This window comes from Paraburkholderia sp. BCC1884 (assembly GCF_900996225.1).
GTDB lineage: Bacteria > Pseudomonadota > Gammaproteobacteria > Burkholderiales > Burkholderiaceae > Paraburkholderia.
On sequence record NZ_CAAJGL010000101.1, the window covers coordinates 125,933 to 150,267 of the forward strand.

Genomic DNA, 24,335 nt, shown 5'->3' on the forward strand with positions numbered 1-24,335 from the left:
AGCTCCGCCCCATGAATCAACCGAAATCCGCCCCGAATTCCACTGATTCGGCCCAAGGTTTGTCGTATCGCGACGCCGGCGTGGACATCGACGCGGGCGACGCCCTGGTCGACGCAATCAAGCCCTTTGCCAAAAAGACGATGCGCGACGGCGTGCTGGGCGGCATCGGCGGGTTCGGCGCGCTGTTCGAAGTGCCGAAGAAGTACAAGGAACCCGTGCTCGTGTCGGGCACCGACGGCGTCGGCACCAAGCTGCGCCTCGCCTTTCAGTTGAACAAACACGACACGGTCGGCCAGGATCTGGTGGCGATGAGCGTGAACGACATTCTCGTACAAGGCGCCGAGCCGCTGTTCTTCCTCGACTATTTCGCCTGCGGCAAGCTGGACGTCGCCACGGCGGCCACGGTCGTGAAGGGCATCGCGCAAGGTTGCGAATTGTCGGGCTGCGCGCTGATCGGCGGCGAGACGGCGGAAATGCCGGGCATGTACCCCGACGGCGAGTACGATCTGGCCGGTTTCGCGGTCGGTGCGGTCGAAAAGAGCAAGATTATCGACGGCAGCACGATCGCCCCGGGCGACGTGGTGCTGGGTCTGGCATCGAGCGGTATCCATTCGAACGGTTTTTCGCTGGTGCGCAAGATCATCGAGCGCGCGCAGCCGGATCTGAACGCGGACTTCGACGGCCGCTCGCTGGCCGATGCGTTGATGGCGCCCACGCACATCTACGTGAAACCGCTGCTGGCCTTGATGCAACAGATCGCAGTCAAGGGCATGGCGCACATCACGGGCGGCGGTCTGGTGGAAAACATTCCGCGCGTGCTGCGTGAAGGTCTGACGGCCGAGCTGGATCATCGTGGCTGGCCGCTGCCGCCGCTGTTCTCGTGGCTGCAGAAACACGGCGGCGTGGCGGATGCGGAAATGCATCGCGTGTTCAACTGCGGTATCGGCATGGCGGTGATCGTGTCGGCTGCCGATGCGGATGCGGCGATCGGTCTGTTGTCCGCCGCTGGCGAACAGGTCTGGAAAATCGGCGTGATTCGCGAAAGCGCGGCTGGTGAAGCGCAGACGGTCGTGGTGTAAAGCCTGGATGGCCTGCGCGGTGTGCCGGAAGGCGCGTCGCGCGGGTTGAGCATCCTGAGGCTCCAACGCCTCAAAGCTTCAAGGTCTTCAAGCTTTAAAGTCTCTCAGCAACGCCTCGATCTCTTCCAGTACCCGCGCTGTCGCGTGCGGATCGCAGCAATCCACCACCACCCGCTCTGGCATGCTTCGCAGCCAGGTCAACTGCCGCTTGCACAACTGACGGGTCGCAAAAACGCCCTTGTCACGCATCGTCGCGTAATCGCACCCGCCATCCAGATATTCCCAGGCCTGCCGATAGCCCACGCAGCGCATCGACGGCATGTCCGGCGACAGGTCACCGCGTTCGCGCAACTTCACCACTTCATCGATAAAACCACCAGCCAGCATCGCGTCGAAGCGTTTCTCGATGCGCGCATGCAGCACGCTGCGATCGGATGGTTCGAGCGCGATCGGCACATAGCGCCACTGCGCGGCGGTGTCGTCCACGCGAGCGGGGGCGGCGAGCAGGGCTGACATCGGTTGTCCGGTCAGCATGAAAACTTCGAGCGCGCGCTGGATTCGCTGCGAGTCGTTGGGCGCGAGACGCGCGGCGGTCACCGGATCGACTGCGGCGAGGCGTGCGTGTAAAGCGGGCCAACCGTCGCGGATCGCGTCGGCGTCGAGCGTCGCGCGGATCTCGGCGTCGGCGGCGGGCAGGTCGTTCAGGCCTTGTGTGAGCGCCTTGTAATACAGCATGGTCCCGCCGACCAGCAACGGCAATCGCCCACGTGCGTGGATTTCCGCAGTCAACCGCAAGGTATCCGCGCGAAACTGCGCTGCTGAATAAGCGTCGGTCGGGTCGACGATATCGATCAGATGATGTGGCGCGATAGCCCGCTCGTCGAGCGTCGGCTTGGCCGTGCCGATATCCATCTCGCGATACACCAGCGCGGAATCGACGCTGATGATTTCCACCGGCCGCTTCGCGGCCAAAGCCAGGGCGGCGGCCGTCTTGCCGGAGGCAGTCGGGCCGAGCAGGCAAGGGATGGGCGTAGGCGTGCGGAAGTTCATCGGCAAGCGGGCGTGTGCCGGTCGAGCGTAATCGAATGCACCGTCACTGCCCGCGCATGAACAGCCGATCGAGATCGGACAGCGTCAGTTGATACCACGTTGGACGTCCGTGGTTGCATTGATCGGCGCGCTCGGTCGCCTCCATCTGACGCAGCAGAGCGTTCATTTCATCGAGCGTGAGACGCCGGTTCGCGCGTACCGCGTGATGACACGCGAGCGTGCCGAGCATTTCATGCTGACGTTCGGTCAACACACGCGATCCGCCGAAAGCGTGCAGATCGGAGAGCACGGCGCGCGCCAGCACTTGCAGGTCCGCGTCCTTGAGCAGCGCAGGCACGGCGCGAATGGCGAGCGTGGTCGGCGACAGCACGGCGAGATCGAAGCCGAGTGCGTCCAGCGTGTCGCGCTCTTCTTCCACCGTGCCGATTTCGATCGGATCGGCTGGCATGGTCTGTGGGATCAGCAGCGGTTGCACGGCGATCGTGCGATCGGCCAGCGCGTTCTTGAATTGCTCGTACAGAATGCGCTCGTGCGCCGCGTGCATGTCGACGATCACCAGCCCGTGTGCGTTCTGCGCCAGCACGTAGATGCCGTGAATCTGGCCGAGCGCGAAGCCGAGCGGTTGCTCGTCGGCGGCGTTGAAAGCAGGCGATCCATAGGGCGCGCCTGGGTTGTAAGCCGAGGGCGCCTCCGAGGCCGAGTCGCGCGCTTCGAACAGCGTGGCGCCCTCTGCGGTGCCGACGCTGTTATCTTTGCGGCCAAACAGAGCGTCGTAAAACGCGAGCGGTTGCGCGACCGGCAGCGTGCCTTGCGTCATGCGCGCCTGCCGCATCCACGTATTGCCGGACTGCGACGAACCGAAGCCGCCGCCAAGGCCGCTACCACCTGCGCCGGCCATGCCTGCCATTCCCGCGCCGAAGCCGCCGGCACCACCAGAACCACTGCCGCCGATACCCGCACCGCCAAGCGGCGTCGCACCAAACGAAGCCGGTCCGGCCGACGGCGCCAGATGTGCCGCATGCCCACCCGCCGTCGTTTCCGGCGAGGCACCCGCATGCCGCGCCAACGCACGTTGCACGGCGTGAAACACGAACTGATGAATCGAGCGTGAGTCGCGAAACCGCACTTCGATCTTCGACGGATGCACGTTCACATCGACCGCTTCAGGCGGCAAATCGAGAAACAGCACGTACGACGGATAGCGCTCGCCATGCAACACGTCTTCATAAGCGGCTCGCACGGCGTGGGTGAGCAGCTTGTCGCGCACGAACCGGCCGTTGACGAAGAAATACTGCTGATCGGCTCGTCCGCGGCTTGCGGTCGGCAGGCCCGCGCAGCCATAAACGGCCAGTGGTCCGGCGGACTCATCGAGCGGCAGATGGGCCATGGCGAACGTGTCGCCGAGAATTTTCGCGACCCGCACGGGCGGTTCGCTGGCGTTCCAATGCTCGACCGCCTTGCCGTTATGCAGAACCGAAATCGCGACATCCGGCCGCGCCAGCGCCGCGCGGCGAATCTGTTCGAGGCAGTGGCCGAGTTCGGTTTGTTCGCTTTTCAGGAATTTGCGGCGCGCGGGCGTGTTGAAGTACAGCTCACGGACTTCGATCGTCGTGCCTTGCGTGCCGGCGGCGGGGCTCAGCACGCCGGTTTGCGCGTCGACGCGCACGGCATGCGGCGCGTCGGCAGTGCGGCTCGTGATCGACATTTCCGCCACCGAGGCGATCGACGCCAGCGCTTCACCACGGAACCCCAGCGTTGCAACCGCTTCCAGTTCGGCAAGCGAGCGGATTTTGCTGGTCGCGTGGCGCATCAGGGCGAGCACCAGCTCGTTTTCGGGGATGCCGCAGCCGTCGTCGGTGATCGAGATACGCTTCACGCCGCCTTCGTCGAGCAGAATGCGCAGCGTTTGCGCGCCCGCGTCGAGCGCGTTTTCCAGCAATTCCTTCACCACCGAGGCCGGCCGCTCGACGACTTCGCCTGCGGCAATCTGGCTGATCAGCTGATCGGGAAGGGGCTGGATCGCGCGCAGCGGGCGCGGGGAGGGCGTTGCGCTGGAAACCGGGGCCGCAGCGGCGGTGCCGGCAGGCGTTTCGAAGAATTCGGACATGGCGAAATTATAGCGATTCGGCGCGCGAGACCCGGACGCCCCACGCGCGGCGGCAGATTTTTAATCGACGCCAGGCACTTTCTGTATCATGACGCGGTCAATTTGCGGCGGCGTGCTGATGCTCGCCGTCCTCATCGCCGAGCGGCTGTCAGGCCGTTTCCGCCACGCTCACATTCGCTTAATAAAGGATGCTTCTTGGACACGTTGCTACATTTCGTCAACCTTGTCTTGCACATCGACAAGTTCCTGGGAGACTTTATTCACGTGTACGGCGCCTGGGTCTACGCGGTGCTGTTCCTGATCGTGTTCTGTGAAACCGGGCTGGTCATCCTGCCGTTTCTGCCGGGCGATTCGCTGCTGTTCATCGGTGGCGCGTTCTGCGCGACCGGCGAAATGAACCTCGGTTTGCTGATCGTGCTGCTGCTGGTGGCGGCGATCGGCGGCAATACCGTGAACTATATGATCGGGCGGGCCATTGGCCCACGCGTGTTCAATTCGCACATCCCATTTCTCGAACGCTTCCTGGATCGCAGCGCGTTGCAGAAGACGCACAACTTCTATGAGAAGCATGGCGGCAAGACCATCGTGCTGGCGCGCTTCATCCCGGTGGTGCGGACTTTCGCACCGTTCGTGGCGGGTGCATCGGAAATGACCGTGAGCCGGTTCCAGTTGTTCAACTTCGTCGGCGCGCTGTTCTGGGTGTTGCTGCTGGTGTTGCTCGGCTACTTCTTCGGCAATATTCCGTTCATTCGCCAGTACCTGAACATCATCGTGCTGGTGGGTATCGGCGCGGCAGTGGTGCCGGTCGTGCTCGGCGCGCTGTGGAAGATGATGCGCAAGAACGCGTCGCAGGGCGGCGCGCGCTGAGTCCGTCTTGCCCCGCTTGCTGTACATAAAAACGGCGTCGCGAATCTCGCGACGCCGTTTTCCATTGGTGCGCCGGAATCGCGCCAGCGACTAACTGATCACGCGCGGTGCGAGCGGTGTCTCCGGCGTCGGATAGCCGGCTTCCTTGAAGGTCTGAACGATCGCGCGATTGGTGTCGAAATAGACTTGCCAGTAGTGGTCGGTGTGCGTGTAAGGACGCACGCACAACATCGGCCCTTCCGGTGTGAAGCTCAACACTTCGACGTCCGGTGCAGGCGATTCCACCACGTTGGGAATCTGCGCGACCGCTGCCTTCAGCCGGTTCATCGCATCCGTTGGGTCGACGCCATTGGCGATCTTCGCCGTCAGCTCGACGCGCCGTACCGGCAGGACGCTGTAGTTCGAGATCGTGTCGGAAAAGATCTTATTGTTGCCGACGATGGTGGTCACGTTGTCCGGCGTAATGATGGTGGTGCCGAATAGCCCCAGTTCCGAGACCGTGCCCGTTACGCCGCCCGCCATCACAAAGTCGCCGACCTTGAACGGACGCAACACCTGCATGAAGACACCGGCGGCAAAGTGCGCGAGCAGTCCGCCCCAGGCGGTGCCGATCGCGAGGCCGAGGCCCGCGAGCAAGGCGGCGAACGAAGTCGTCTGGACGCCGAAAACCTGCAGGATCGCGAGGATCAGAATCAGGTTTAGCAACGCACCGAGAATCGAGCCGAGGTAGTGAGCCAGTGTGGGGTCGACGCGCCCATTGCGCGCCAGCACTTTGCGCAGCAAGCCGGTGATCAGACCGATCAGCCAACGGCCTACGACCCACAATACGATTGCGCCAAGTACCTTGGTGCCGAGGTCGACGCCTCGGGTCATGATGAAGACACGGACAGTTTCGAGATCCAAGATGTTCCTCGTTGGGTAAGTTGCCTTCGACTGATTGAACGACGGTGGTGCAATACAGCGGCAAATGCCCGGCGACGGGCGCAAACGGTAACACTCGGTCTTCGGGAGTTATAGGCGACGGCGCGCGCATCCGCAAGTAGCGTTCCAGTTACCCATGCGCCATGCCTGGCGGGAAACGACAGGCGCGCTGGCGGCTATGTCTTGATGCCTGGCGACGCTAAAGCGTGCTGTGGCTCACATGGGCAGATGCGACTCCGAATACGGCGACGTGCGGATGACCAGCACCTTGCGCGAGCGGACTTTCCCGACGTGCAGGCGGCGCGCGACGAAACGCCACGCGAAAGCGGCAAGCGTGGCAAATCCATATGCGCTCGCGCGTTCGAGAAACGCCCCCGGCGTGCTGAACTCGCCGTAGCGATGGCGAGCGTCGGCGAATACCAGAAATGTCAGTGCTGCGTCGAATAGCAGCGCGGCGATCATGAGTGCGGTGAAAACATGCCGGCCGTCGAGTGCGGTGCCGGGTATCAGGTGATTGAGCAAATGGCAGGCAATCAGCACGACGGCCAGTAAAGCAAGATTCGAGAGGATATCGAACAAAAAATGAGTCATGTCGACGAAATGAAAGCGCAAAGGAATGCGGCGTTGCCGGGACGTCTGCTGGTGCAGCGCCGCGGCGAGTTGCGCCGGACAGGCGGCGATCATTGCACGTGTTTATGTCTCAATAAATATTCGGAATCGAAGCCTGTGGTATCTGTCAGTGATGGCGAAGTTAGGCGTAGGAAAGCTTCAGTCGCGCGTCTGTTCGCTTGTTCGCCAGTTCACCGCAAGCGAAGTCAGCCGGCGCGTCGCGTCGGCGAAAAGCGTCGCTTTGACGGGTGCAGGGCAATGCGCCGAAAGCGCTCTTTCTTATGCTCTTCGTCGAAGTGGGCAAGCGAGGGCTTCACCAGATCGCTACGCGACACGATGCCGACGATGCGTCGCGTGCCGGCGTGATCGACCACCGGCATACGCTCAAGCCCGTGAACCGCCAGCCGGGTCGCGACGAGACGACAGGTTTCGCCCGGCAAGGCGAAAGCCGGTTCCTGCGCCTGCCTCTGTAGCAAGCCGAGCAGCGTCGTCGAAGCTGCTTCGGTGGGTTGTTTTGCGCACTCGCGCTCGAGTGTCGCGCGATCGATCACACCGATCACCTTGCCATCGAGCAGCACCGGATACGCGCGATGCATTTGCCCGCGGCCGAACCAGGTCGAGAGCGTGTCCTCGAGGGTAAGTTCCGCATCGATCGTCTGGACATCGCGCGTCATCACTTCGTCGACGAAATGCCGCTCCAGTGGATCGACGCCGTATTCCCGGTAGATGTGGTAACCGCGTCGCGCGATTTTCTCCGTCATGATCGAGCGCCGCATCACCACCGTAGCGAAGCCGTGCGCGACCAGCGTGGCCGCAAGCAGCGGCAACAGCGCATTGCTATCGTGCGTCAATCCGAACGCGAACACGATGGCGGTCAGCGGCGCGCCCAGCGTCGCACCGAGTGTCGCGGCCATGCAGACGAGCGGCCAGAGCGCCGGGTCGCTGCCCGGCAAAAGATGGCTCAGGACGACGCCGAGACCCGCACCCAGCATCAGCAGCGGCGCGAGCACGCCGCCCGAGGTGCCGGAGCCGAGCGCGACGACCCACATCACGGCCTTCACGAGCAACAAGGCGAGCGCGACCTGCAAGGCCAGATGCAGATGCAGCAGATCGCCGATGACGTCATAGCCGACTCCCAGCGCGCGTGGCTCGAAATAGCCGCCGATCCCGACGACGAGGCCGCCGAGCGCGGGCCACCACATCCAGTGAATAGGCAGTTTGCCGAACAGATCTTCGGTCTTGTAAAGCGCGGCGGACAAGCCCGCCGCCAATGCGCCCGAAAGCAGTCCCGCTATCACGCAGGTGATCAGCGAGGTCGCGCCGGGTGGCGCCGTTTCGAGCGGGAACAACGGCCCCGCACCGAACAGGGCGCCGCGCGCAAAGCCCGCCACCGCGCAGGCGAGCGCGACCGGCAAGAAGCTGCGCGGCCGCCATTCGAACAGCAGCAATTCGACCGCGAGCAGTACCGCCGCGACGGGCGTGCCGAACACCGCGGTCATGCCCGCCGCCGCGCCCGCCACCAGCAACGTCTTGCGCTCTGCCGCGCTCACGCGCACGCATTGTGCAATCAGCGAGCCTAGTGCGCCGCCCGTCATGATGATGGGGCCTTCGGCGCCGAACGGTCCGCCGCTGCCGATCACGATGCCCGACGACAAGGGCTTGAGCACGGCAACCTTCGGCGACATGCGGCTTTTGCCGAACAGGATTGCCTCGATCGCTTCCGGAATGCCGTGGCCGCGAATCTTCTCCGATCCGTAACGCGCCATCAGCCCGACGATCAAACCGCCCGCCACGGGCACCAGCGCGACCCAGCCGCCCAGCGTGTTGTGCGCGGGCGAGCGATCCGCAAACGACAGCGAGCCGAAGAAAAACAGGTTGGTGAACAGGTGAATCAGACTCAGCAACACGAAAGCAGCCAGCGTGCTGAGCGCGCCGATACACGCCGCAAGCAGGGCGATGCCGGGCAGCCGGCGATTGGTGGCGAAGTCGCGTTTATGCGTGTCGGTGGTCATGATTGGGATGCCACGAAATGATTGGGTAGCTAGCGGAGGGCTGGACGAAAACTAAAGGTCGATCTGCGGCACGTTGAACGCGCCTTGGAGCGATTTCAGCTCGGCGCGATGCAGTGCGGCGAGTTTCGCCAGCGTCTTTTCGCCGAGATTCTCCAGATGCACTTCGACCTGACGGCGATCGGTCTCGCTGACTTTGCGCTTGACGAGCCCGAGCGCCTCGCAGCGCGACACCAGCGCCACGACGCCGTGATGCTGGGCCTGCAGACGTTCGGCCAGTTCGCCGATGCTGGCCCAGTCGCGCTGCGGATAGCCCTTGATGTGCAGAAGCAGCAGATATTGCAAGGGCGTGATGCCTTCGGATTGGGCGGCCTGTTCGGAGAAGCGTTCGAAGCGCCGCATCTGATAGCGGAACTCGGACAGCTGTTCGAAATCGCTTTTGGCGAGATCGCGGCGTGGTTTCTTCATGGGTAGCTCGATGAGGCAGAGATGGCATTTATATCACGATGTGATGTATTTGCGTGCAATGAGGCCGTTGACGATGTCATGGCCGCGTCAGGCGGCGCGATGTTGCATGGGTTCCTGCTTACGCGGCTGGCGATGCAGGCCGGCAATCAGATTCGCCTGAGTCACGATGCCCGCGAGCTGCTGCGTTCGACTGTCGAGCACCGGAATGTGGTGATGTCCAAAGTCGGCGAACAGCGGCACCAGGTCGGCGATCGGCGTGGCGGTTTCGACCGTGCGGACTTGCGTCGTCATCAACGTGCCGACGGTGGATTCGCTGGCGCGCTTGCGGCCGAACAGTGTGTGCCTGAGCCGGGTGAGCGTGGATGGCCGCTGGGCACCGGCGAGATCGGCTCGCGTGACGATGCCGATCACGTGCTGCTGCTCGTCCGTCACCGGCAGTGCTTTCACGCCGTGGCGTTGCAAGATGCTCCACGCGGTAGCCGCACGCGTTTGAGCCGAGACGACGATTACCTCGCGCGACATGATGCTCGCGCAGGTGAGTTCGTCGAAGCTGCGTGCGTAGGTTTGCAGCTGCAATGCCCGCAGCAGCGATTCGAGATCGTCGGGTGCGATATCGAGCAGTTCGCCCTGGCGCTTGAGCACGGCGTCGAGATCGGCGCGCGTGAAGCCCGGCCGAGCCTGACCGGCGGCGTCGGCGATGCCGGTGCTTTGCTTCGCCGAATGCGGATATCGGTGCCCGGTGAGGGCGTGATACACGATCGCCGAACCAAGCAGCGCTGCGGATTGAAGTGCAATGGGCGCGGCGACGAAACGGTAGCCGAGCGCGTGCACGGCCGGTCCACCGAGCACGGCCGTCAGCGCGACCGCACCGGACGGCGGGTGCACGCAGCGCAGCATGAACATCGCGCAGATCGCGGCCGCGACGGCAAGCGGCGCCGCCAGCAGCGGGTTGCCGATCCAGTGCGCGCAGGCCACGCCGACCGCCGCCGAAACCAGATTGCCGCCCATGATGGACCACGGTTGCGCCAGCGGGCTCGACGGCACCGCGAACAGCAGCACGGCGGAGGCGCCCATAGGTGCGACCAGCAATGGGATATTGCCACTCGAGCCCAGCAGCAGATACGTGATCGATCCGGTGAAGCCAATGCCGATCAGCGCACCGATGCACGAGCGCAGGCGCTCCTTCCAGGCGAGGGCAATGGGAGGCGGGGCGAAGCGGGCGAGCCAGCGTGTGAGGGTGGAGCGGTGCAAGATCGAATCGCGCAGATGGGTTGAACGGGACAGCGAGCCTAAGCGACAGGGCCTGGGTCGTGCGTGCATGAGCGGGTGGGGGCGATTATATCCGATTGTGATATAAATTTCCGATGCCAGGCTCGACGACGAGCCAATCGCTTATGGCCAATCCGTCATGACGTTTAAAACGTAGGAATCAGAAGAAGTTACCGGTTGCTGGTCGGTGGCTGGCTTGTCACCCTCGGTTTTCTTTCCGTTCCTTACGGTTGGCAAAGCACGTAGCTCCATGGCCGACAACGATTTTTTAACCGTCAACCCGCGCCAAAACGACCTCGCAAACGTTTTACCGCGCACATCGTCGGTCTTTCGGAAATTGCCAAGGGTTCCGAAGTATCTCCGGCTTAAAAATAATCAGCGCGCATCGCTCAAGTTCCTCCTCAACTCGCCGTTAGATCACTCACCGGCCGTCCCGGCTCGTATCACGCAGCACTGCTTTGTCGTCCTTTCCCATTATGTGGGCAAGAAGGGCGCGGGATGCGGCTGGCCAATCCCGGTTGTTGGCCTTCCCGGGGCAGTCTTCTAACCGTTTACGGGGAAAAAATGAGCAAATTTCTTAAAGCATTCGTACGCGACGAACGTGGTGTCAGCGCCATGGAATACGCAATTCTTGCCGGCATCATCGTGGTCGCGCTGACGGCAGTTAGCGCAACTTTCACCAGCAGCGTGAGCTCCATGTTCACCAACCTGTTCACGAAGATCACGAACGCAGCTGGTTGATCGCGTGTGTCCGGGGTCTGGGCCAGTTGGCCCGGGCCTCGTCCTCGCCTGTTTCATTTTCCGATTCGTCGTCCATCGTGCACCTACTGTCTCTTGCCATCCGACTTGCCGTGCTGGGCGCGCTGATCTGGCTCGCGGTCATCGACGTCCGTTCCAGACGTCTGCCCACCCGCGTCGTGCTGGCGGTCGGTGCACTGTTTTTCGTGGACGCGCTCACCCTGCGCCTGAGCTTTGATCAGGTGGTCACCCATCTGGGGCTGGCGTTGGGCGTTTTTCTCGTCTGTGCCGCGTTGTTCGCGGCCAGGATGCTGGGCGGCGGCGACGCCAAGCTCGCCGCAATCATTTTCCTGTGGGTCGGCTTGAGTCTCGCGCTGCCGGCCCTGACGCTGATTTCCGTGATCGGGACGGTGGTGTCCCTGATCAGTCTTGCCACGCGAAACATGAATCCGGACCAGCCTTCGCGGCCCTTGCGAATGCTGGCGATGTTTTCGGGTGCGCGCGGCGTCCCTTACGGCGTAGCGCTCGCGGTCGGCGGCGGTGCTGTGATCGTGTTGCCTGCCTTGCTGCCCTTGATTCTGAAGCGATAGGACGTCGTCCCCATGTCAAACGTCATTAAGTTCGCCGTGCTCTTCGTCGGCGCCCTCCTGATCGCCCTGATCGTGCGCGTGGTGGTCGCAAGCGGCTCGCATCAATCGAAGCCGGTCGTCGATACCCAGAAGGTGCGGGTCAGCGCTGCCGATCTGCCGCAAGGCCTGCTGCTGCGCGACGAAGACCTCGCATGGAAGGCCGTGCCGGTTGCCGAGGTGCCGCCGGGCGCGATTGTTTCCGGCACTCCCGGTGCCATCGAACTGAAGGGTGCGTTGCTGCGGCACGCGGCCACCAGCGGCACGGTACTGATGGCCGACGACGTGATCCTGCCCAACGCGCCTGGTTTTCTCGCGGCCACGCTCAAGCCCGAAATGCGGGCCGTGTCGGTGGCCGTTGACGACGTCTCCGGCAACGCCGGTTTGATCCAGCCGGGCGACTACATCGACCTGTTGCTGACGCAGCAGATGGACCGCCGCACCGATTCGCCCGATCTCGCGGTCGCCAGCGAAACCGTCGTCGAACACGTGCGGGTGCTGGCCGTGGGCTCGGAAATCAGCCGACCCAAGAGCGGCGACACGCCCGACGCGATCGGCAGCCGCGCCGTGCGCACCGTCACGCTGGAAGTCACGCCGCGCATGGGCGAGGTCGTGTCCGTCGCGGCGCGCCTGGGCAGCCTGTCGCTCGCGCTGCGCAGTTTCGCGACGGCCTCGCGCGACCCGGTCGCTTCGATGCCCGCCACCGTACAGCCCGCGCCGGTGTGGGCCGGCGACATCTCGCGCGCCGTGCGCGAGCTGCCGCGATCGCATGCGGTCCAGGTCGCGGCTGCGCCTGCGGTTGCGGTGCCACGGTCGGTGACGATCTACCGGGGTTCCGAGAAATCCGACTCGACGCCGGGTACGGCCGCGGCCGGCGAGAACACGCCGCCGCTGCCGACGCTCCCGCCGGGGCGCTGAAGCCGTTCATCACGCTGGACCCGGTCCATTCGCCAGGATAGAGAGAAGTCACATGCCGTTCAGTCAGTTTCGCAAAGCAACCTGGATCATGACGTGCGCGATCGCGTGCGGCGCACCCGCATTCGCGGCGCCGCCGCATGCGGCCAAAGCGCACGCTGCCGCCTCGCGCGCAACCGCAGCACCGTCGGCCGACATGGCCTCGGCCAGTGCCTCGGGACCGCTGACGATCAGCGCGAGCAAGGGCACGCTGGTGCGCTTGAACGAGGACGCCAGTTCGGTGTTCGTCGCCGATCCGACCGTGGCGGACGTCCACGTACCGTCGCCGCGCGCCGTGTTCGTGCTCGGCAAGAAGACCGGCACGACGACGCTCTACGTACTGGGCGCCGGGAACAGGACCCTGCTGCAGCGCACCGTCGTCGTCGGCCGCGACATGGACGGCCTGCGCAGCATGATCGCTGCGCGCTTTCCCGGCATGGACGTGCAGTTGAGTACGAGCCAGGGCTCGCTGCAACTGTCCGGCAAGGCGGCCAACTCCTCTGAGGCCGATGCCGTGGTCCAGGCGGTCACGCCGTATCTGGCGGAGAAGGAAGTCCTGATCAATCGCATGACGATCGACCGCCCGCTGCAGGTGCAGTTGCGCGTGCGTATCACGGAAGTGGACCGCAACGTCACGCAGCAGCTTGGGATCAACTGGCAGGCGATGGGCAACGCGGTCGGCAATTTCTACGGTGGCGTCTTCAGCGGACGCCCGATCTACAACCTGACCCAGCCGATCACCGGCGCGAATGGCCAGACGATCTATCCCGTGAATCTGCCGACCAACAACGCGTACTCGCTGTTCGGCGCGTTCAAGACCAACAACGTCGACATTCGCGCGCTCGTCGATGCGTTGAACCAGGAAGGGCTGCTGACCGTGCTCGCGGAACCGAACCTGGTGGCGTTGTCCGGTGAGACCGCCAGCTTTCTCGCCGGCGGCGAGTTTCCCATTCCAGTCTCGCAGACCAATGGCGCGATCTCCGTCGAGTTCAAGCAGTTCGGCGTGAAGCTCGATTTCACACCGACTGTGCTGAGCGATCGCCGCATCAGCCTGAAGGTGCGCCCGGAAGTGAGCCAGATCGACACCTCGGTGAGCGTGACGACCGGCGGCATCACCGTGCCGGGCCTGAGCGTGCGGCGTGCGGATACCACCGTCGAACTCGGCAGCGGGCAGAGCTTCGCGATCGGCGGCCTGCTGCAGAGCAATACCACCGACATCATTTCGCAAGTGCCGGGTGTGGGCTCCATTCCGATCCTCGGCAAGCTGTTCTCGTCGACCAACTACCAGAACAACAAGACCGAACTGGTCATCATGGTCACGCCTTATCTGGTCGAGCCGACCGACCCGTCGAAATTGCGCACGCCGCTCGAATCGCTGGTCTCGCCCAGCAGCGACGTCGAATACAGCTACGGGCGGCAGGCCGGCGATAGCGCGTCTGCGTCCGACCAACCGCGTCTGGTCGGCGCGGCCGGCTACGTCTATTGAGCGGCATCTCGAGCCCGACATCATCATGAAAACCGTCCGTCTTCTCACGCTCCTTCTCGCCTGCACCGTCGCGGCGAGTGTCAGCGGATGCTTCAAGCCACCGCGCGGCATGCCGGATCAGTCGACCATCGGTTTCGACGGTCACTCGGCCCTGCCGCCCGATTGCGCAAGCCTCGCGCGCCCGTCCGTGCTGACCGATGCCGGCTGGCATCGCCCGAGCATGGAGTGGGGCTGCGCGACCTACACCAATCTCGCAGCGCAGGTCGCGCATCCGCAGGACCTGGTCAAGCCGCAGCCGATCGGTCCGGCCGATGCAGCGGTTGCCGCGAGCGCCGTACACCGCTATGAAACCGGCCACGTGATTCCGCTCGACACGGCGACCTCGCGCGATTCCAAGTGACGCTAGCGACACTCACAGAAGAACACCATGAGCACGACTGAGTTCAACTTCACGAAGAGCAACGCTGGAGCGCGGGTCGCCGACTTCATTGCCTTCGTCAGCGATCGCAAGACCGAGCAGGTGCTCCGCAGCTTCGTGCTCGATCAGGCGATGCCGCATACGCACATCGCGCTCGGCGGCGTCGACGACGCGATTGCCTATCTGTCGAAGATCGAGCGTTCGCCGCAATTCCTGCTGGTCGACCTGCACGATTCGGCGATGCCGTTGTCCGACCTCGGCCGGCTGGCCGAAGTGTGCGAGCCCTCGGTTCAGGTGGTAGCGCTGGGTGAGCGCAATGACGTTGGCCTGTTCCGCAGTCTGCTGAAAATCGGCATCCGCGACTATCTGGTCAAGCCGCTCACGGTGGAGTTGCTCAAACGCACCGTGAACGTCGCCGAGGGCAAGGTCAGTCCCGTGATGCTGGCCCGCGCCGGCAAGACCATCGCCTTCGCCGGAACGCGTGGCGGGGTCGGCACGACCACCATCGCGCTCAATCTGGCGCGTCACCTTGCCGAGGAAACCCATCGGCGCGTGGCTTACGTCGATCTGAACCTGTATGGCGGGGCGGCGAACAGCATGCTCGGCATTCAGAGCAACAACGGTTTGAGCGACGTGCTGCAGAACGTGCACCGTCTGGATCCGCAGTACGTGGAACGTACGCTCGTGGCCAAAGGCTCGCGGCTCTTCATGCTGTCCGCCGAGCTCGACTATGGCAGCGCCGCGCCCTTCAAGGAGGGCGCGCTCGGGCGCGTGCTCGAACTGCTGTGCGACAGCTTTCACTATGTGATTCTCGACGTCGGCAACGTGACGGGTCCGCTTGCGAACGACGCGTTCGATTTCGCTTCGCGCGTCTATCTGGTCGCGGACCGCTCGGTCCACTCGACGCGCGAGACGATCCGTCTGCTGCGCTTCATCGAGGACCGTGACAACAATCCGCCCACCTCGCTGCTGCTGAACAATCCCAATGCGGCCAGCGCCGGCAAGGTTCAGCTCGCCGACTTTACGTCGGCGGTTTCCCGCGCCGCGCTGTACGAGATTCCGTTCGAGGTGAAGGCGATCGCGATCGCCGAAAACCTCGGTGAAGCGCCGCGTGAAAAAGCGCCGAACGGTTTCAATCAGAACATCACGCGAATCGGGCATGACCTGACCGGTCAACACGCGACGGCCGAACGCACGTTGTTCCAGAAGCTCCGGCTCAGGAGAGGCTGATGTTCGGGCAAAAACAGATCCGTACGGCCGAGTCGGTGGACGACGCCGCCGTCGAGGCCACCGTCGCGTCGCCTGAAGCGCTTGCGGCCGTGGCCAGCGCGCCCCGCGTCACGACGCCGGAGGGCAACGAGACGCTGGTCCGCTCGGATCTGTTCAGGACGATCCGAACCGGCGTGTTCGGTCTGATGAACGCGTCGGCAGTGGTGGGCCGCACGCGTGAGCAGATGAAGCCCGGCATCGAACAGCTCGTGCTGGAAATTGCCGAGCGCGAGCATCTGAATATCACGATCGCCGAGCAAGGACAGATTGTCGGTGAGCTGTTGAACGACATGTTCGGGCTGGGGCCGATCGAGCCGCTGCTCGCCGACGAGACCATAACCGACGTGCTGGTCAACGGTCCGGATCAGGTCTATGTCGAACGACATGGCCGGCTCGAACTCACGCCCTACAAGTTCCGCGACAACACGCACGTGATCAACGTGGCGCAGCGGATTGCGGCGGGAGTCGGGCGGCGCGTCGACGAAAGCAGTCCGATGGTCGATGCGCGTCTCGCCGATGGCAGCCGGGTCAACGTCGTGTTGCCGCCGCTGGCGATTCACGGTGCGACCATCTCGATCCGGAAGTTTTCGAAGCGCAATATCACGCTGCACCGCATGGCCCAGCAGGGCAACATGTCGCAGCAAATGGCCAACCTGCTCAAGCTGGCGAGCACCTGCCGTCTGAACATCATCGTGTCGGGCGGCACGGGCTCCGGCAAGACGACGCTGCTCAACGCCCTGTCCCATTTCATCGGACTCGGCGAGCGTACCATCACGATCGAGGATGCGGCCGAACTGCAACTCGTGCAGCCTCACGTCGTGAGTCTGGAAACGCGGCCCGAAAATGCCGAAGGGCTGGGCGGGGTCGCCCAGCGCGATCTGGTGCGCAACGCGCTGCGGATGCGGCCGGATCGCATCATCCTTGGCGAAACGCGCGGCCCGGAAGCCTTCGACGTATTGCAGGCGATGAACACGGGCCACGACGGCTCGATGACCACGATCCACGCCAACACGCCACGCGACGGCATCACCCGGCTCGAAAGCATGGTCATGATGGCGAACGGCAATCTGCCGTTGCTGTCGATTCGCCGGCAGATCGCGAGCGCGGTACACCTGATCGTGCAGATCGAGCGCATGCGTGACGGGATGCGTCGCGTCACGCGGATCACCGAGCTCGTCGGCATGGAAGGCGACGTCATCATCACCCAGGATCTGTTCACGTTCCGCTACGACGCCAGTGCGTATAGCGAAGAGGTCAAGGGCGTGTACGAGTCCGCGCTGGTGCGGCCGGCCTTCTCGGCGCGCGCGGCCTATTACGGGCTCGAAGAAGCCTTGCTGGAGGCGATGCGGCCATGAGCCAGGTCGACCTCGTAACCGTGTGCGTTTTTCTGATCGTGCTGATGCTCGGCGTGATGTGGCTGGTCGTTCAGGACATGCGAAAAAATCAGCCTCATGCGCGGATCAAGACCCGCATGGAAGCGACCTTCTTCGCGCACGTGGGCCGCAACAAGGACGCCAGGGCACTCGAGGCACACCTCTTCACGGCCAGCAAGAAGGACAATATTTTCAGTCGCTGGTATGGCCCGAAGGCGGCGCGCCTGCGTACGGTCGCGGGCAAGAACGGCATTCGCTCGGTGATCGCGGCGGGCGTAGCGGGTGAACTGGTGGCGCTGGTCATGACGAACGTCATGCCGCTGCCCAGCTTTGCCAAGCCCCTGCTGATTGGCGTGCTGCCTACGTTTGCGGCAATGCGCACCTATGGCTTTCTGGTGCAGCGCTTTCGCCGGCGGTTTCTCGACGGCTTTCCCGATGTGATCGACCTGATCGTGCGCGCGGTGCGCGCGGGTGTCCCGGTGACGCAGGTGATCGGCACCGTGTCGAGCGAATGCGTCGAGCCGATCCGCAACGAATTCAAGCTGATGAGCGATTCGCTCCAGGTCGGTCTCGATCTCGAAGAAGTGCTGGCGGTCGCCGTCAAACGCATCGAAATCGCGGACTTCTCGTTTTTTTGCGTGTGCTTGCTGCTGCAACGTGAAACCGGCGGTCAACTCGGCGAGACGCTCGAGGGCCTGGCGACGATCGTGCGTACCCGGCGCGAGATCCGTCAGAAGACCAAGGCGCTGACCGGTGAGGCCCGCATCACGACCAAGATCATGGCGTCGATTCCGGTGGTCATCATGCTTTCCATGTATGTCCTGAATCGCAATTACCTGTTCATCCTGTTCAACACGCATTCCGGACAGAAGCTTCTGACGTTCGGTGTGATCTCCATGGTCTTCGGTCTGATCGTGATCGGCAAGATGTCCAAACTGGATACGTCGCGATGAGTCCGGCTAACGTCCAAACCCTGATCAACCTGCTGATGCTGCTGGCGCTGTTCGCCGCGCTCGCGATCTGGTGGGCCACCAAACACGGCGGAATCCGCGGACGGATCGGCGAGCGCGCCCGGCAGGCCGCGCAGACCCAGCGTACGAACGGCATGACCGTGGAGGAAGTGGAGGAGGGCAACGGCTTGCGCGTGCGCGTGGTGCGGCGCCTCGCGACCATTGGCGATCGGCTGCCGCTGTTCGATGCGAAATACCGTCTGAAGCTGCAGAAGGAAATGCTGCAGAGCGGCTACCGTGGCCGCAACGCCGTATCGATCCTGCTCGCCATCAAATTCGCGGTCGGCCTGGTTTGTGCCGCGTTGACCGTGATGCTGGGCTCGCACATTCCGGTCATCGGCGCGTACCCCGCCTTCCGTGGCCTGATGATGGTCTTCGTGTTCATCGTCGGGATGATCGTTCCGGAGACGCTGATTTCGCTGCGTGCCTCGCGACGCCGCAAGGCCATGGCGGCTTGCCTGCCGGACGCGCTCGATCTGCTCGTGATCTGCACCAACGCCGGCAACAGCCTCGGCGTGAGTATCCGGCGCGTGGCCGACGAACTCGCCGCCATTTGCCCACCGCTGGCGAGCGAATTCGCGCTGACGGCCGACGAACTGAAACTGTCGGGCGACAGCTCACGCGCGCTGTATGGCCTGGCCGAGCGCATCAACCTGCCGTCGATCAGCGCGCTGATTGCGACGCTGACCCAGTCGATGCGTTACGGCACGCCTATCACGCAGGCACTTCGTACGCTGTCGCGCACGGAACGTCTCGCTCACATCGTGTCGCTCGAAGAGAAGGCCGCCAAGCTTGCTCCGAAGATGGTCGTGCCGATGATGCTGTTCATTCTTCCCGCTGTCGTCGCGATCGCGGCCGGCCCGGCCGTTATTCAATTGATGGACGCCATTTCGAAACAATGAAAAACGCTCATTTCACCTTCGCCCGACGCACGCTCCCGACGCGCGGAGCCCGGCTCCTGCGCGCTGGTCTGCTAGTGTGCGGCGCATCGCTGCTGGCGGCGACCGCAGCCTGTACCACGACGATGCAACAGGTTTCCGATACGCGGCCCGTGATGCGCAACTCGACGCCCAGCAGTATGAGCGAGCTTCACATCGCGGATACCGCGCTCGATTCGGGCAACCTCGAACTCGCGACGACGCTCTACGAGAAGATCGTCAAAGCCGACCCGCGTTCGGTGGACGGCCTGACCGGACTCGGCAACACGCTCTATGCAGTGGGCGACTTCACGCGCGCGGGGGTGTACTACGAACACGCGGCCCAAATCGATCAGGCTGCGCCGGCGCCGCTAATCGGCATTGCACGGGTGGCGATTCATCAGCGCCGTTTCGACGACGCCATTGCCACCTATCACCGCGTGCTTGTGGTGACGCCCAACGATCCCATCGCGCTGGCGGGGCTAGGTGCCGCGCTCGACCTCAAGGGCGATCATCAGGGCGCGCAGGCCGCGCTGCGGGACGCACTCACCAAAAATCCGGGCGATCCGATGTTGAGCGTCAATCTGGGTTTATCGCTGGTCTTGAGCGGCAATCCGCGTGAAGGCGCGAACGTGCTGCTCGACGTGACGCGTTACCCGGCTGCGCCGCCGCAAGCCCGCCAGGATCTCGCGCTGGCCTACGGCATGCTCGGCAACAACGAAGCTGCCGCAGAAATTCTGGGTAGGGACTTGCCCAAAGCGTCGGTGCAGGACAACCTGCGCTTCTACGAGATCCAGCGCGAGCGTCTTGCACCCCCGCGCGCGGCGCCGAAAATTGCGGCCGTACCGAGCGTACCGGTTCAGGCCGCGAGTCTGCGATGAAGGCAGCGGTGCAGGCCTGGCGGCGTCGGCTGATCGAAGCGCTTGCTGATGACAGCGGGCTGTCGTCGATCGAGTTCGTGTTCCTGTCGCCGGTGGTTTTCTTCCTCGTGCTGGGCACGGTAGAACTCGCGCTCGACATGATCGTGGACGCTTCGGTACAGATCGCTGCGCAGTCCGCATCCCGGGTTGGCTTGACCACGACGAATCCCGCCACCGGCACGCGTGCCACCGAGGCACAAGGCATCGTCATGAACGCGCTCAGCGGCTGGCAGAAAATCGGCGCAACGGTTTCGATCAACACGCTCAACTACGGCACTTACAGCAATATCGGCTCGTCGACCTACCAGTCGAACATGGGTGCCTTCGGCGATGTCGTGTCCTACCAGATCACCGTTTCGTTGCCGACCGGATTCACCGGCTTGCCCAAATATTTCGGCGTGCCGTTGCCACTGGTTTTTCAACGCAATTACCTCGTGCAGAACGAAAAATGACCAGCACGCCACAGACATTGCCGTCGACCACGCGCCGCAGCCTTCGACGGAGGCTGCGTTCACTTCTGCGGTCGGATCGCGGCAGCGTGACCGTCGAGTTTGTGATTATCGTCCCGCTGATGCTGCTGGCAATGCTCGGCTTCAGCGAAATCTACATGTATATGCGGGCCGTGAGTCTGATCGAGCATACGGCGTTCACGCTGGCTGACTCGATTGGACAGATGTCGTCGGTCATCAACGAAACGACCACCGGCGATTCGAACAGTCTGGGTTCGATCTGGAGCGCCGCCACGCTCATCGCCGCGCCGAACACGTTGCAGGCAAAAGGTGGCGTGATCATCACGTCGATCTGCGATCAGACCGTCGGCTGCGATCCGACCAACCCGCCGAATCCGCCCTCGATGGCCGCGGGCGCGCCGCAGCAGTACTGGCAGCAAAGCGCGCCGTGGAACCTGTCGGGCATGAAGTCGAAGGAAACCGGCAGCAGTCTCCTGCCGGCCACGTGGCCGTTTCGCAATGGCGATTCGGCCGTCGTGGTCGAGGTGTTCTATTCCTACACGCCCTTCTCGATGACGATGCCGTTCTGGACCAATGCACCCGGCACCCAGACTATTTACGAGCGCGTCTATGTCCGCCCGCGTTCGGGCAGGCCGCTCGCGTTGGTGGCGGCGTCATGATGCGCGACCCTGGCACGGCACGCACCATGGCTTCGTCGACAGCTCGTCAAATTCCGTCGCAGCCGCGCTCGCTCTCGACGTTGCTCAAAGGCGATGAAGGCGCCATTACCGTGATGTTCGCGTTGTGCGCGACCCTGATGATCGGCTCCATGTGTACGGCCATCGACACGATTCACTATGAGATGACGCAAACGCGCGTTCAGATGGCGCTCGACGTGGCGACCCTGTCCTCCGGTGTCGACCTGCTGCACTACAACACGACCACCGGAACCAGCCTGACCCAATGGCAGGCCGACGCGCGCGCTTATTACAACGCGAACATGCCGTCCGGCTATATGGACTTTTCGATGCCTGACGCGCAGTTCTCGGCGACCGTCAGCGGGACGCCTTCCGCCGGTCAGACGATCAAGCTTTCGGCGACGGGGTCCGCGCCGCTGCTGGCGCCGATCATCTTCGGGACGGGCACGGCGAACAATGGCTCAGGTTCCGGGTCAGGTTCGAATTCGCAATCGCCCGACACGGTGACGATTGCTGCCAGCAATACCGCCTTGCGGCTGCCGCAGAGTTTGCTGGAACTGGTGCTGGTGCTGGACAACACCACCTCGATGGCGGATTACGCGAGTAGCGACAAGACGCAGGGCACCAAGATTCAGGGGGTGCGAGCAGCGGCCAGCAATCTGGTGACCAACATTCTCGGCGTGCAAAACAACAATTCCTACGTGGGGCTGGTGCCGTTCACGACGATGGTGAACGTCGGCGGATCGCTGCTGCCGAGCGGCAGCTGGATGACGCCCAACTTTACGTACAACTCGAACAATGTCTGGATGACGGCCCATTCGGGTGTCACCGGTTCAGGTTGGGGCGGATGCGCCGTCGAGCCGCGCGACGCGGGGTCCAACATGTATCCGAAAGCCTATGCACCTAAAGACGTGCCCGGTTTCACGCCGTTCTTCTACAACGTCCCCAGCGCCGGCTTTACGGTGAAGACATACCCGACCACGAAGACTGGCAGTATCAATTGCAGCGGCGCCCCGAGTGTCAATACAGTCACCGGTGTTCCGCTGACTTTGCAGACTAACGGTTCGGCGACGACCTGCAGCGTGGGGACGGGCACGGGCATCACCGCGGCCTGGGCGCAGGCGGCATCGACCACCTCCAACCCGAACCCCAGCACGAAAATCTACGATCAGAACGGCAACATTAACGGCACGGGCAGCCCGTGCTCGATTGCGCCGGTGAAATTCCTGACCAAAGACGCGAGCTCACTGACGACCGCCATTGGCAACATGCAGGCGGCCGGCTCGACGATCATTCCGACCGGCTTGCTGTGGGGCTGGCGAATGTTGTCGTCGGACTGGTCAAACAACGTGTCCAACGGCAACGGCTGGGTGTCGTCCGACAGCACCTTGCCGCGTCCCGAGATCACTCAGGGCTTGCAGCGCGTCGCGATTGTCCTGACCGACGGCGAAAACGACCCCGGCAGTCCGAACGGGATCATGCCGCCGCCGTCGTTCAATGGTTTGACAGGCGTCGGCAGTAGTGTGATAAAAGCGCCGACCGTGACGGGCTCGAATGGCAGTCCACTGACCGCAGGCTCGGCGGCATCGGTCACCGACATCAACTCGTTCCAGCTCGGCGTGTGTACCGCCATGAAGAACAGCGGCATCACCATTTACGCGATCACATTCGGCAGCGACGCGTCGAGTGCGGTGGCGCAGCAGGCCATGCAGAGTTGCGCGTCGCCGGGGGATTACTACCACGCGCCCACCAATGCCACGCTCAACGCGATCTTCGAGGAGATCGCCGGCAACCTCGGCGTGCTGCGACTGACTCAGTGAACGCGTAGACCACGCTGGTCTGCATCAGGCCGCTGGCATACGCGAGGCTCGATTTGAAAAGAGCAGAGGGTGTTGCCGTACGACTCATACCAGGCCACGCAGTTGAGGCCGATCGCTTCGTCGATTCGGCTGAGTTGCGGGTCGACCAGCGGCTGCGCTGACGCGACCGACACATGACTCAAAATACCGGCGGCGACGCAGAGCGGCGGGCGCGCCCAAGGTCATGACGAAGATAGGCGCTGCGCCGCCGTCCGCGTGCCGGTTCGCTCGCCTGCCTTCTATGCAGACCGCTCAGAGCAGGCCGAAGATCACCCGATATCGCACGCGGCGCGTGTAGTCCTGATAGGCGTTGTCCTTCGACAGCATGCGTTCTTCCCGAACGATGCGACAGAACTGCAGACCGAGATGCAGGGCGAGCACGGCAAGATTCTGCACGCCGAAGTTGGGCAGCAGAAATCCGATATCGCGGATCGCATAGCCGAGGTACATCGGGTGACGAACAATCCGATAGGGGCCGCCGACAACCACGCCGCGATTCGCGGGCAAAAGTCCGAACGAGCGCCGCAGCGTGAGCTTGGCCGAGATCTGGATCAGGATGCCGGTGATTTGAACGCCGACAGCGACCGTCTCGGGGATGAGATGGACGCCTGGATCCATCCGAAAGGCAATGTAGTAGAACGTTCCGAACATCGCCGTGACGATACTGAGCGGCGTCCAATCCCGCTCGCGGGCGACACGGCTGGAGATGATCAGGCCAATGTCCAGCATGGCGGTGAAGACGAGGAACAACAGCGTGATCCGCGCGGGGTTCTTCATGAACTGGCTGAGCGCAGAGATGAGAAATAGCGATAGCGCTGCCAGGCTAAAGAAACGCGCCGCGATCTCGATGCTCAACTGCTTGCGCGTAAGCGGCGCGCTGGGAACTGTAGGCGTCTTCGACTTTTTGTCATCGAAGCCGATGGAGGGGGTGGGCACGTTCGCCGGTCCCAGGATTTCTGGTGTCATGAGATAAAACGCGTTGGCGGTGATATCGATTTTTAAAGCGGCCGTCGCGGAGCGCGCCGAAATGCGTGCTCTAGAGTCCGGCTTTCGTACCAGGAAGGTAGTAATTGCCGGTCTGATGTGGTTTACGGTCGAGTTCGGTGTTCTAACTTTTTTAACGGCGTTGGGTAAATTTTCTTTAGCGCCGCATGCGGATACTCGCGGTGGAGTGAGGCTAAAGTTTGATTGCCCGGCGCCGTTACAGATTAAAGCCAGGGTCTGCACCTGGCTGCTCGA

24 protein-coding genes are annotated in these 24,335 nt (G+C 63.2%); 16 read left to right on the top strand and 8 right to left on the bottom strand.

The features are described 5' to 3' along the window. The first annotated feature begins 11 nt into the window (after positions 1-11). Positions 12-1,079: a phosphoribosylformylglycinamidine cyclo-ligase gene (purM, locus tag FQ705_RS22950; protein ID WP_144144603.1), complete on the top strand. Its 1,068-nt coding sequence runs from the start codon at positions 12-14 to the stop codon at positions 1,077-1,079. Positions 1,080-1,166: 87 nt separating this feature from the next. Here purM and miaA read toward each other — a convergent pair whose 3' ends face one another. Both miaA and mutL read right to left on the bottom strand, forming a co-directional pair. Then, the gene (miaA, locus tag FQ705_RS22955) at positions 1,167-2,129 is read right to left on the bottom strand and encodes a tRNA (adenosine(37)-N6)-dimethylallyltransferase MiaA (protein WP_144144605.1); all 963 of its coding nucleotides are present in this window, start codon (positions 2,127-2,129) and stop codon (positions 1,167-1,169) included. Positions 2,130-2,172: 43 nt separating this feature from the next. Beyond that, positions 2,173-4,236, bottom strand: a complete 2,064-nt coding sequence (mutL, locus tag FQ705_RS22960) for a DNA mismatch repair endonuclease MutL (protein ID WP_144144607.1) — start codon at positions 4,234-4,236, stop codon at positions 2,173-2,175. A 195-nt stretch (positions 4,237-4,431) separates the two neighbouring features. Here mutL and FQ705_RS22965 point away from each other — a divergent pair, with 195 nt between their 5' ends. After that, entirely contained in the window at positions 4,432-5,103 is a 672-nt protein-coding gene (locus tag FQ705_RS22965) for a VTT domain-containing protein (RefSeq protein WP_144144609.1), read from the top strand. Positions 5,104-5,193: 90 nt separating this feature from the next. Here FQ705_RS22965 and FQ705_RS22970 read toward each other — a convergent pair whose 3' ends face one another. The 5 genes from FQ705_RS22970 to FQ705_RS22990 form a co-directional block, all read right to left on the bottom strand. Then, on the bottom strand, positions 5,194-6,006 hold the full coding sequence (locus FQ705_RS22970) for a mechanosensitive ion channel family protein (RefSeq protein ID WP_144144611.1): 813 nt from the start codon (positions 6,004-6,006) through the stop codon (positions 5,194-5,196). 234 nt (positions 6,007-6,240) lie between these two features. Beyond that, entirely contained in the window at positions 6,241-6,615 is a 375-nt protein-coding gene (locus FQ705_RS22975) for a hypothetical protein (RefSeq protein ID WP_144145756.1), read from the bottom strand. Between the two features lie 224 nt (positions 6,616-6,839). Continuing rightward, positions 6,840-8,645 (bottom strand): chloride channel protein, encoded by a 1,806-nt coding sequence (locus FQ705_RS22980; protein WP_144144613.1) that lies wholly within the window; start codon positions 8,643-8,645, stop codon positions 6,840-6,842. 51 nt (positions 8,646-8,696) lie between these two features. Then, positions 8,697-9,110 (bottom strand): MarR family winged helix-turn-helix transcriptional regulator, encoded by a 414-nt coding sequence (locus tag FQ705_RS22985; protein ID WP_144144615.1) that lies wholly within the window; start codon positions 9,108-9,110, stop codon positions 8,697-8,699. A gap of 87 nt (positions 9,111-9,197) precedes the next feature. After that, entirely contained in the window at positions 9,198-10,361 is a 1,164-nt protein-coding gene (locus FQ705_RS22990) for an HPP family protein (protein ID WP_144144617.1), read from the bottom strand. A 268-nt stretch (positions 10,362-10,629) separates the two neighbouring features. Here FQ705_RS22990 and FQ705_RS22995 point away from each other — a divergent pair, with 268 nt between their 5' ends. From FQ705_RS22995 to FQ705_RS23060, 14 genes are all read left to right on the top strand, one after another. Next, positions 10,630-10,926, top strand: a complete 297-nt coding sequence (locus FQ705_RS22995; RefSeq protein ID WP_144144619.1) for a hypothetical protein — start codon at positions 10,630-10,632, stop codon at positions 10,924-10,926. A 17-nt stretch (positions 10,927-10,943) separates the two neighbouring features. Next, on the top strand, positions 10,944-11,120 hold the full coding sequence (locus FQ705_RS23000; protein WP_144144621.1) for a Flp family type IVb pilin: 177 nt from the start codon (positions 10,944-10,946) through the stop codon (positions 11,118-11,120). Continuing rightward, on the top strand, positions 11,117-11,707 hold the full coding sequence (locus tag FQ705_RS23005; RefSeq protein ID WP_260854594.1) for a prepilin peptidase: 591 nt from the start codon (positions 11,117-11,119) through the stop codon (positions 11,705-11,707). The genes FQ705_RS23000 and FQ705_RS23005 overlap by 4 nt, the downstream gene beginning before the upstream one ends. Positions 11,708-11,719: 12 nt before the next feature. Continuing rightward, positions 11,720-12,661 (top strand): Flp pilus assembly protein CpaB, encoded by a 942-nt coding sequence (cpaB, locus tag FQ705_RS23010; protein WP_144144623.1) that lies wholly within the window; start codon positions 11,720-11,722, stop codon positions 12,659-12,661. Between the two features lie 88 nt (positions 12,662-12,749). Next, positions 12,750-14,183 carry a type II and III secretion system protein family protein gene (locus tag FQ705_RS23015; protein WP_260854595.1) on the top strand — a complete coding sequence of 478 codons (1,434 nt, stop codon included), beginning with the start codon at positions 12,750-12,752 and terminating at the stop codon, positions 14,181-14,183. Positions 14,184-14,208: 25 nt separating this feature from the next. Continuing rightward, the gene (locus FQ705_RS23020) at positions 14,209-14,583 is read left to right on the top strand and encodes a CpaD family pilus assembly lipoprotein (protein ID WP_144144625.1); all 375 of its coding nucleotides are present in this window, start codon (positions 14,209-14,211) and stop codon (positions 14,581-14,583) included. A 27-nt stretch (positions 14,584-14,610) separates the two neighbouring features. Further along, positions 14,611-15,831 carry a CpaE family protein gene (locus FQ705_RS23025; protein WP_144144627.1) on the top strand — a complete coding sequence of 407 codons (1,221 nt, stop codon included), beginning with the start codon at positions 14,611-14,613 and terminating at the stop codon, positions 15,829-15,831. Beyond that, positions 15,831-17,225 carry a CpaF family protein gene (locus FQ705_RS23030; protein ID WP_144144629.1) on the top strand — a complete coding sequence of 465 codons (1,395 nt, stop codon included), beginning with the start codon at positions 15,831-15,833 and terminating at the stop codon, positions 17,223-17,225. Before FQ705_RS23025 ends, FQ705_RS23030 begins: the two co-directional genes overlap by 1 nt. Then, complete coding sequence (locus FQ705_RS23035) at positions 17,222-18,196, top strand: type II secretion system F family protein (protein WP_144144631.1); 975 nt, start codon at positions 17,222-17,224, stop codon at positions 18,194-18,196. The genes FQ705_RS23030 and FQ705_RS23035 overlap by 4 nt, the downstream gene beginning before the upstream one ends. After that, on the top strand, positions 18,193-19,155 hold the full coding sequence (locus FQ705_RS23040) for a type II secretion system F family protein (RefSeq protein ID WP_144144633.1): 963 nt from the start codon (positions 18,193-18,195) through the stop codon (positions 19,153-19,155). Before FQ705_RS23035 ends, FQ705_RS23040 begins: the two co-directional genes overlap by 4 nt. Beyond that, positions 19,152-20,051 (top strand): tetratricopeptide repeat protein, encoded by a 900-nt coding sequence (locus tag FQ705_RS23045; protein ID WP_144144635.1) that lies wholly within the window; start codon positions 19,152-19,154, stop codon positions 20,049-20,051. Before FQ705_RS23040 ends, FQ705_RS23045 begins: the two co-directional genes overlap by 4 nt. Beyond that, positions 20,048-20,542 (top strand): TadE/TadG family type IV pilus assembly protein, encoded by a 495-nt coding sequence (locus FQ705_RS23050; RefSeq protein WP_144144637.1) that lies wholly within the window; start codon positions 20,048-20,050, stop codon positions 20,540-20,542. The genes FQ705_RS23045 and FQ705_RS23050 overlap by 4 nt, the downstream gene beginning before the upstream one ends. A gap of 86 nt (positions 20,543-20,628) precedes the next feature. After that, the gene (locus FQ705_RS23055; RefSeq protein ID WP_186307965.1) at positions 20,629-21,219 is read left to right on the top strand and encodes a TadE/TadG family type IV pilus assembly protein; all 591 of its coding nucleotides are present in this window, start codon (positions 20,629-20,631) and stop codon (positions 21,217-21,219) included. Next, a complete protein-coding gene (locus tag FQ705_RS23060; RefSeq protein WP_260854596.1) occupies positions 21,216-23,057 on the top strand; it encodes a TadE/TadG family type IV pilus assembly protein in 1,842 nt (613 codons plus the stop codon). The genes FQ705_RS23055 and FQ705_RS23060 overlap by 4 nt, the downstream gene beginning before the upstream one ends. A gap of 291 nt (positions 23,058-23,348) precedes the next feature. Here the strand turns inward: FQ705_RS23060 and FQ705_RS34610 are convergent, their stop codons facing one another. Further along, complete coding sequence (locus FQ705_RS34610; protein WP_260854597.1) at positions 23,349-24,323, bottom strand: methyltransferase family protein; 975 nt, start codon at positions 24,321-24,323, stop codon at positions 23,349-23,351. Positions 24,324-24,335 lie beyond the last annotated feature (12 nt).